This window comes from Verrucomicrobiota bacterium (assembly GCA_027622555.1).
Taxonomy (GTDB): Bacteria; Verrucomicrobiota; Verrucomicrobiia; order Opitutales; family UBA2995; genus UBA2995.
On the sequence record JAQBYJ010000187.1, the window covers coordinates 1 to 7,495 of the forward strand.

The 7,495-nt window shown below is 45.5% G+C and carries 7 protein-coding genes; 3 read left to right on the forward strand and 4 right to left on the reverse strand.

The annotated features are described in order from the left end of the window. Positions 1–444 precede the first annotated feature (444 nt). A complete protein-coding gene (locus O3C43_24125; GenBank protein ID MDA1069574.1) occupies positions 445–1,347 on the forward strand; it encodes a polysaccharide deacetylase family protein in 903 nt (300 codons plus the stop codon). A 63-nt stretch (positions 1,348–1,410) separates the two neighbouring features. Here the strand turns inward: O3C43_24125 and O3C43_24130 are convergent, their stop codons facing one another. Then, a complete protein-coding gene (locus O3C43_24130) occupies positions 1,411–2,193 on the reverse strand; it encodes a TIGR02466 family protein (GenBank protein ID MDA1069575.1) in 783 nt (260 codons plus the stop codon). Positions 2,194–2,626: 433 nt separating this feature from the next. Here O3C43_24130 and O3C43_24135 point away from each other — a divergent pair, with 433 nt between their 5' ends. After that, a complete protein-coding gene (locus tag O3C43_24135; GenBank protein ID MDA1069576.1) occupies positions 2,627–3,451 on the forward strand; it encodes a ThuA domain-containing protein in 825 nt (274 codons plus the stop codon). Positions 3,452–3,488: 37 nt separating this feature from the next. Here O3C43_24135 and O3C43_24140 read toward each other — a convergent pair whose 3' ends face one another. Beyond that, positions 3,489–4,442 (reverse strand): PmoA family protein, encoded by a 954-nt coding sequence (locus O3C43_24140; protein ID MDA1069577.1) that lies wholly within the window; start codon positions 4,440–4,442, stop codon positions 3,489–3,491. Positions 4,443–4,661: 219 nt separating this feature from the next. Between O3C43_24140 and O3C43_24145 the strand changes: the two genes are divergently transcribed. Further along, complete coding sequence (locus O3C43_24145; GenBank protein MDA1069578.1) at positions 4,662–5,876, forward strand: acyl-CoA dehydrogenase; 1,215 nt, start codon at positions 4,662–4,664, stop codon at positions 5,874–5,876. Between the two features lie 67 nt (positions 5,877–5,943). Here the strand turns inward: O3C43_24145 and O3C43_24150 are convergent, their stop codons facing one another. After that, entirely contained in the window at positions 5,944–6,735 is a 792-nt protein-coding gene (locus O3C43_24150; protein ID MDA1069579.1) for a triose-phosphate isomerase, read from the reverse strand. 109 nt (positions 6,736–6,844) lie between these two features. After that, positions 6,845–7,177: a hypothetical protein gene (locus O3C43_24155; GenBank protein ID MDA1069580.1), complete on the reverse strand. Its 333-nt coding sequence runs from the start codon at positions 7,175–7,177 to the stop codon at positions 6,845–6,847. Positions 7,178–7,495 lie beyond the last annotated feature (318 nt).

Here is a 7,495-nt window from a genome sequence, read left to right on the forward strand (position 1 = left end):
GTCTTCTCTGTCGGACTCTTTCATTCCTTATTCCAAGCCGGTTTATCCCGGCGCTTTCTATGACCCCGTTGGCTGTATTCTGTCAATAATGGAGATATGACCCCGTTGGCTCCCGTTATGACCCCGTTGGCTCCCGTTGGCTGTACCACCGTTGGCTGTACCGTCAATAATGGAGATATGACCCCGTTGGCTGTACCGACCCCGTTGGCTGTATTATGACCCCGTTGGCTGTATTGTATTCCCGTTGGCTGTATTCAGTATAGGGAGTCAAAAGGGGACATGGGACACACCTTGGAGTCAAAAGGGTTTATGTCTTGGATTTTGACAAGGCGGCGGAAAAATGGGATCGAACGCAAAGGGCATGTTGCCTGCCAGATGGTGTCTTCCATTTGCCATACACAAAACAACTCGGTTCCTCCCCATTTTATTGTCTACAATCCTCCCATGTCATCTTTTACTCAACCACAGCTTATTATTATTATGAACATCCGCACAAAAGTCCTATTCATACTATGGATTGCTATTTCGACTCTTTTTATCAGAGCTCAAAATGGCGACAACGAAATCAGACTCCTTGTCCGCAGCGATGACATGGGAGTAGCCCAGGCAGTGAACGAAGCGTGTCTCGAATCCGTGAAACACGGGATTGCACGATCCATTGAGGTAATCGTCCCTGGCCCATGGTTTCTTCAAGCAGTTGATATGTTGAAAGCAAATCCGGAAATTGATGTTGGCGTTCACTTGGACCTTACGAGTGAATGGTCCGGATTGAAGTGGGGTCCCATTTCCAAAAACGTTCCCAGCCTGGTTGATGAAAATGGACACTTTTATCCAACTACAACCCAGCGGGAAGGTTGGGAAAATAATACCGGATTTCTAGAATCCAATTGGAAAATTGAAGAAGTTGAAAGAGAACTCCGAGCTCAAATCGAAACAGCCCTCCGACTCTTGCCAAACGTAACTCACCTATCATCTCACATGGGTACTGCCACCAGCACAGCTGAATTAATGGCCCTTACGATCCGCCTTTCAAAGGAGTATAAGCTGCCGATACAGCTGCCAAATATTAAATACGCTGGAAAGTTTGGTGAAAGGAGCGACTCAACTGAGCAACGCCTCTCCGCTATGATTGATTTAATCGAAAGATTGAGTCCGGGTCTTTGGTTACTGGTCGAACATCCGGGACTGGATACAGCTGAAATGCGATCGATCTCCAACCAGGGTTACAAAAATGTTGCTGAAGATAGAAGCAATGTAACAGAGGTATTTACAAACGAGAAAATCCAAGCCGCAATTAAGAAACGGGGAATTCGCCTGGTTAGCTATGCGGACGAGCTGCGGCGTTGATGATTTTAAAATCCCACAGTAGTTACCAAAAGATGGCACAACTACAGTAATAATATCAGCCTATTACTTCCTCCCCATTTTCTCCTTTATACGACTCTTTAGATAATTTTTATCAAGCAGCATCATGAGACCTCGTAAATTTCTCCACGCCCAATTATCCTTGGTCACTTCCAGGTAGTCGCTCATGTTCTTGTAAAAGGGAGTAACAAAGTTCGGGTTGCTGCAATTGAATGGAATAGTGATTCGTTCTTCATCACCTTCAAATGGTTCTACGTAATGCCAAACCGTGGAAGGAAACATAACCAGAAGACCCGGTTCAGGAGCTATCTTATACTCCCTTTCAAATGGATCCGGATTATTGATAACTTCTTTCGGCACCGCACTTCTATCCTGCAATACCGTGATTCCTTTGGTTGCTGGAACTCCTTCAGGGAAACCCGTTTTTAGATAATAGATACCTGACCAGGTGAACCTTCCAGATGAATGAATATGAGCCACATTGTATCCTCCACTTCGATGCACAAGAGCCCAGGATTCAAATATCCAGTCCTCAAAATGCTGAGACTTAGGTTCAGACACAGTACTCTTAATCATATCTCCCAAGGCCTTATCCATATGACCTTTTAATTCCTGTACTGCGGCATTGTCCCACTTTAGAAACGACTTATTCGAACGCCAACTATCACCTCGATTGGTAGCGGCGGATGTTTCCGATGAACGCATTTTTTCATGAATACATTCTTCAAGCCGCGAATTCAGATCCGCGCAATCCGGGATTCGATAGCGAATAAGAGGAACCGGAAAAAGTAATTCAAGTTCACTTGATAGATGTGGAGGAAAGGACATTGATAAATTTGTTTCTCTAAAGGGTCATACGTGTTGATTTAATTCTAAGGGAAGATGAAACCACCCCTGATATGCTTCATTTTTGGGGAGCGGGAAATTTTCCACCCAGAATTAAATCCATTTTCTTGAATAATGAGCTGACTAATCCCTCTAACGGAGCACCCAAATCTCCATAAACCACAAATTCTTTTAACGTTATATTATGAACCGTGCTAACTCTTATGGATTTTCTGCCACGATGAACATTAATAATATGACCATCACTATTCCAACACCTTTTTTCCAAAGTCTGCATATCGAAAACTGTAGTTTACATTACTAACTCTTGGAAAGAGAATTCTCGGTAATAAGTAGCGCAGACCAGGACGCATATCCTCGACAAAGAACTGCGAATCGCATTTAAAACTAACGTTACTCAATCGACCTAATACTTATGAAATCTCGCAGCTTACTCCTAGGACTTTTTCTCCTTACCCCGTTTTTATGGTCCTGCCAGTCGAAGGATGAGGTATCATACAAAGGTAAAAGGGCTTTCTTTCTCATAGGTGAGCATGAATATGGAACTCCCGAAAGTTTGCCAGCGTTTGCCAAATCCCACCTGGAGCCCCTCGGCATTGAAAGCAGTTTCGTCTTTGCAGCTGGCAACGATCGAAATTCCCCACTCTGTCACAGCTTTGACGGAATCGCAGCGTTGGAAACAGCTGACATTTTAGTTCTAAGCACCCGGAGACGATTTCCGACCATAGAAGATATGGTGATCATTAGAAACTTTATAGATTCAGGTAAACCGGTAATCGGACTTCGCACAGCCAGCCACGCGTTCGGAGAAAGAGAAAAGGGAGAAGGCTATCAAGCTCCCGAGGGACACGCATCTTGGAACACTATCGATGTGGACATGCTCGGTGCTAAATATACAGGACACTACAAAGAAAAAGAAGGAAGCCCTCTGCAAGTCTCTGCCTGGATAGAAGAGTCGGCAACCAATCACTCCATCGTAAAAAATCTATCTTTCAAAGGCCCTATCGATATAGGAAACAAATTATACACCTACATTGAAAGGGATCCGGCCACCAATGTTCTACTTAGTGCTAAATGGGATGAGAATGAAGAAGCTCATCCGGTTGCATGGATCAACGAAAAAGGAGGCAAACGAATTTTCTACATGTCCCCGGGAAGCCTGGACGAAATGGCGACTCCCGAAATCAAGTCATTGCTCAAAGCGGCCGTTCTTTGGGGCCTCGATGGCGTTGGTGATTAGTCAGCTTGATTTAAGAAAATCAAAGCACTCGCCATCGTTACTTCTTAGCTTTCCCCCCAGCAAAGTCTTTATACCATCCTTCAATTTTTTCCGCATCCGGATTTCCGTCGAAAGTCACGATCCGGTAGTTTGCCTGATACACAAAACCGGGTTTGATTATAAAGGATCCATCAATCACTGGGGAAAACACAAAATAGGGCATCCTCGGATGCACCCGAACTGATTGCGGATAGCGAAAGTTGGACGGATGATCCATGACAACAAACCCAGCCTCCTCTTTGTCGATTGTGCCATACACTGCAATCCACTTTGGATGAGTATGATTACTTTCTTCGATGCCGCTGACTCCTTCACCGGTTAAAATCTTCATAGACCCTTCATAGTGTGCCTCGTCCTCAGGGCTCCAATGTCCACTGCCACGAAAGCCAAATCCGCCATAGTGGTAAGGATGTAAGTAAACTTCATTTTCTGTGGCGCAACCCTGCTCAATTTCAAAATCAATGATAAACGGATCTCTACTGTCATTTACTTTAATTTTCCACTCTTCATTGAGTGCGGGTCCTTGTTTTAAACTGATCTGCTGTAGTTTAGCCTCAAAGGAATCGTCTTTCACCGTGCCAAGCTTGGTGTGTTTGACCATACCAGTTCCTCCATGCTGATTCCAGAAATCGACTACCTCATGTTTAAATGTAGTCCGGGTCCAGGCATTAAAAATGGCGTGCTGATGGACATGACCAACCGGAAAGTCATCCGTGAGCACTTTGCCCGAAGGCGAGTAAAGTGGATGAATAAAACCGCTTCGCTCATATATCTTGTCCATGCCAGCCGGTGGTTGGACCATCTCCGTGTTATAGGTGAGTACCGGATTATCAGCTACGAAAACATGAACCGCTTCATCCGTTTTCTTCGTACTGACTTGAGCAGCAAGAGGAAAAGAAGCGAGGATCAATGAAGATAGAAAAGGAACCGATCTGATCATAAGAGATTTCATTTAAAGTAGTTTAAGAATTGGGGTAAATAAATGAATTGAACTAAATATAGGAGAGACCCGGGAACTAGCAATCTTGATCGGCGTGAGAATTCGTTCCAAACAGATACCACCGTTTTAATCAATTTAAGACGCAGCTGAAAACCCCTTACCAACCTGCTTTAAGTTCCGATTTTCTTATCCTTGCCCTACGGCTCTTCCTCTCTAATTCTCCAAAACACTATGGGATCTTTTTCATTTCATGCAGAGGACATCTATCATTTCGAAGAGCTTATAAGCCGTGAAGATAGAATGATCATGGCCGCGAGCCGTGAATATGCACAAAAGCAGTTGGAGCCCAGAGCGCTTGCAGGAAACCAGGACGAACAATTCGATGTGGAGATTGCGCGCGAAATGGGTGAGCTCGGATTACTCGGCGTCACCTTGCCAACTGAATACGGAGGCGCAAGCGCAAGTTATACCGCTTACGGATTGATCGCTCGCGAACTTGAAAAGGTCGATTCCGGCTACCGCTCTTTTGTCTCTGTGCAGTCATCCTTGGTCATGTATCCCATTTTTGAATTTGGCACCGAAGAGCAAAAGAAACGCTTCCTACCCCGACTGGCCACCGGTGAAATGATCGGGTGCTTTGGTTTGACGGAACCTGACCATGGTTCGGATCCCGGGTCGATGATCACCGCCGCCCGAAAAGTCGATGGAGGCTGGATCCTGAATGGTTCGAAAATGTGGATTACCAATTCACCAATTGCAGACATTGCGGTGGTCTGGGCGAAGGCGTATGAAAAAGATTCCGATAAGGGAACCATTCGCGGATTTCTTATAGAAAAAGACACTCCAGGGTTTTCCACTCCAAAAATCCGCAACAAAATGTCCATGCGAGCTTCCATCACTGGAGAAATGGTTTTACAGGATTGCTTTGTATCTGACGCAAATGTCTTCCCGGACATCCGAGGACTTAAGGGTCCGTTTTCATGTCTCAACAATGCACGCTTTGGGATTGTCTGGGGCGCGCTGGGAGCAGCCGAGAATTGTTACCAACGCGCAAGAGATTACGTAATGAATCGGAATCAATTTGGTTACCCGCTTGGATCCATGCAACTCATTCAAACGAAGTTGGCAAATATGGTAACAGCCATTACCCAGATGCAACTCCTGTCTTGGCGATTGGGCTCTCTAAAGGACGAGGACCGCGCTTCGCCCGATATGATTTCTTTGGCAAAACGAAACAACACAGGAGCAGCTCTTAATATCGCACGTCAGGCTCGCGACATGATGGGAGCCAACGGCATTACCGGCGATTACCGTGTGGTTCACCATATGATGAATCTGGAAACAGTGAATACCTACGAAGGCACTTACGACATCCATGGACTCATTCTGGGCCGGGCCATTACGGGCATCCAATCCTTCGTTCCCCGAGGAAACGATCTGCCTTAACATAAGCTCAAGGTAGCGGCTATAGTTAGTATTTCCTGGGTTTATTTTGATGGGCAGACTTTAGCTATCAGATCAACCCGTGAGCCTTGCCAACCGTTTTAGCGATACTGGCAAATGACTTCGCATTTCGTCCACGTCTTCCTGCACCGAGGCCATCCAAATCGGGAGTTGAAAGTAACCATTCCGCATTCTCCGGAAACACAGCTCCACCGTATATCATCGGAATCTGCTGAGCACTTTCTTCACCAAATCGGTTCGACACCCACTTGCGCATGAAGGTGGCTCGCTCCGCAATATAGTCCGGGTCAGCCGGCTCGTCGGCACCAATCGCCCACTCTGGCTCATACACCATCACAGACCGGGCAATTTCTGATGTAGTGATACCTTCAAGTATGGTCTCTAGTCGCTCGACCAGATCGTCACTGGGCATTCCCCTATCCTGAGTGGATTCTCCCACCAAAATGATCGGCCGCATCGCGGCATCGTAAATTGCATGAAGTTCGCGGTTTAATTCCGAGTCGTCCTTATGCATTCGCTTAATCATTTCCCAGTGACCGCACATGCACCAGACACATCCTGCATCAGCCAGTAAGGCTGCAGAAACTTCACCACTGTGTTCGACGTCAGTGTGAGCAGAAGAATTTTGAGCTCCGGGATCAACGAGCACTGTGTCTTTTAAAGCATTTGCCAATGGATAAATCACGGTTGAGGGCGCCGTCAATATCACTTGCATTTTCCCAATCAAATCACCCATCTCCTGCTTAAATTCTTCAACAAAGGAAAGACTTTGGGATACGGTCATCGCCATCTTCCAGTTGGCGATGGCGATTGGAATTCTATGCTTTTTCTGATCGGACATTTTTGGCTGAGGATGAGCTTTGGTCAACAGGTTCTTATACACTCAGATGCTTGGCGAGTTCTTGAATGGCTTTTATTTCATTAACTTTCTCATCGGCAAGTTCAATCAATCAAATCAATCGGCCCTGGCAGAACGTGACAAGGAACATCAATCCAGTCAATGAATCAGCGATAAATCCTGCGTGTACACCTTGAACTGGAATAGAGAGAATCGGACTCGTATCCATTCCCTTTTTCTTTTCAAGCCCGACGGACACGACCGTCGGGACTTCTATTCCGAACAGTTCCCATTTTTCCGGTAACAACTCGTTCTGAATAAAAACAAGTCGATCGCGCAAAACATCCGAAATAGTTTCCATAACAGCTGGGTAATCTTTTTCAGCCACGGCTACTACCGCCATCAATGGATCAGGAGCCTGCTTCGCCGCTTCTTCGATATTCATGCTCCGCGTAACCGGAAACACCGGGTGCCCCAGAAATGCTGCTCAGGCATGAAGTATCCTGGAAATCCGAGAAAATAAATTTTGGCCTGGATAATCGCTCAGTATTTTCTGATTCGCTTTATTAGCGAATAAACAAGCTTCCAAAAGAAACAAAGATATCGACAAAGTCGTATTGAATTGGAAAAACAAACACCAGCTTTCGGGCTATATATTATTATAAAAGGAGGTAGTTTTTATGAGGTGCAAAAACGCGCCGCGTTTTTTAGTTTTTGTCCTAAAATCGAGTTCAATTACACTACATACAATTGGCCTGTATTT

Excerpts from the sequence above, each read along its gene's own strand:
- O3C43_24150 (MDA1069579.1), bottom strand. The coding sequence starts at position 6,735 with ATGTCCGATCAGAAAAAGCATAGAATTCCAATCGCCATCGCCAACTGG.
- O3C43_24125 (MDA1069574.1), top strand. The coding sequence starts at position 445 with ATGTCATCTTTTACTCAACCACAGCTTATTATTATTATGAACATCCGC.
- O3C43_24155 (MDA1069580.1), bottom strand. The coding sequence starts at position 7,177 with ATGAATATCGAAGAAGCGGCGAAGCAGGCTCCTGATCCATTGATGGCG.
- O3C43_24130 (MDA1069575.1), bottom strand. The coding sequence starts at position 2,193 with ATGTCCTTTCCTCCACATCTATCAAGTGAACTTGAATTACTTTTTCCG.
- O3C43_24145 (MDA1069578.1), top strand. The coding sequence starts at position 4,662 with ATGGGATCTTTTTCATTTCATGCAGAGGACATCTATCATTTCGAAGAG.
- O3C43_24135 (MDA1069576.1), top strand. The coding sequence starts at position 2,627 with ATGAAATCTCGCAGCTTACTCCTAGGACTTTTTCTCCTTACCCCGTTT.
- O3C43_24140 (MDA1069577.1), bottom strand. The coding sequence starts at position 4,442 with ATGAAATCTCTTATGATCAGATCGGTTCCTTTTCTATCTTCATTGATC.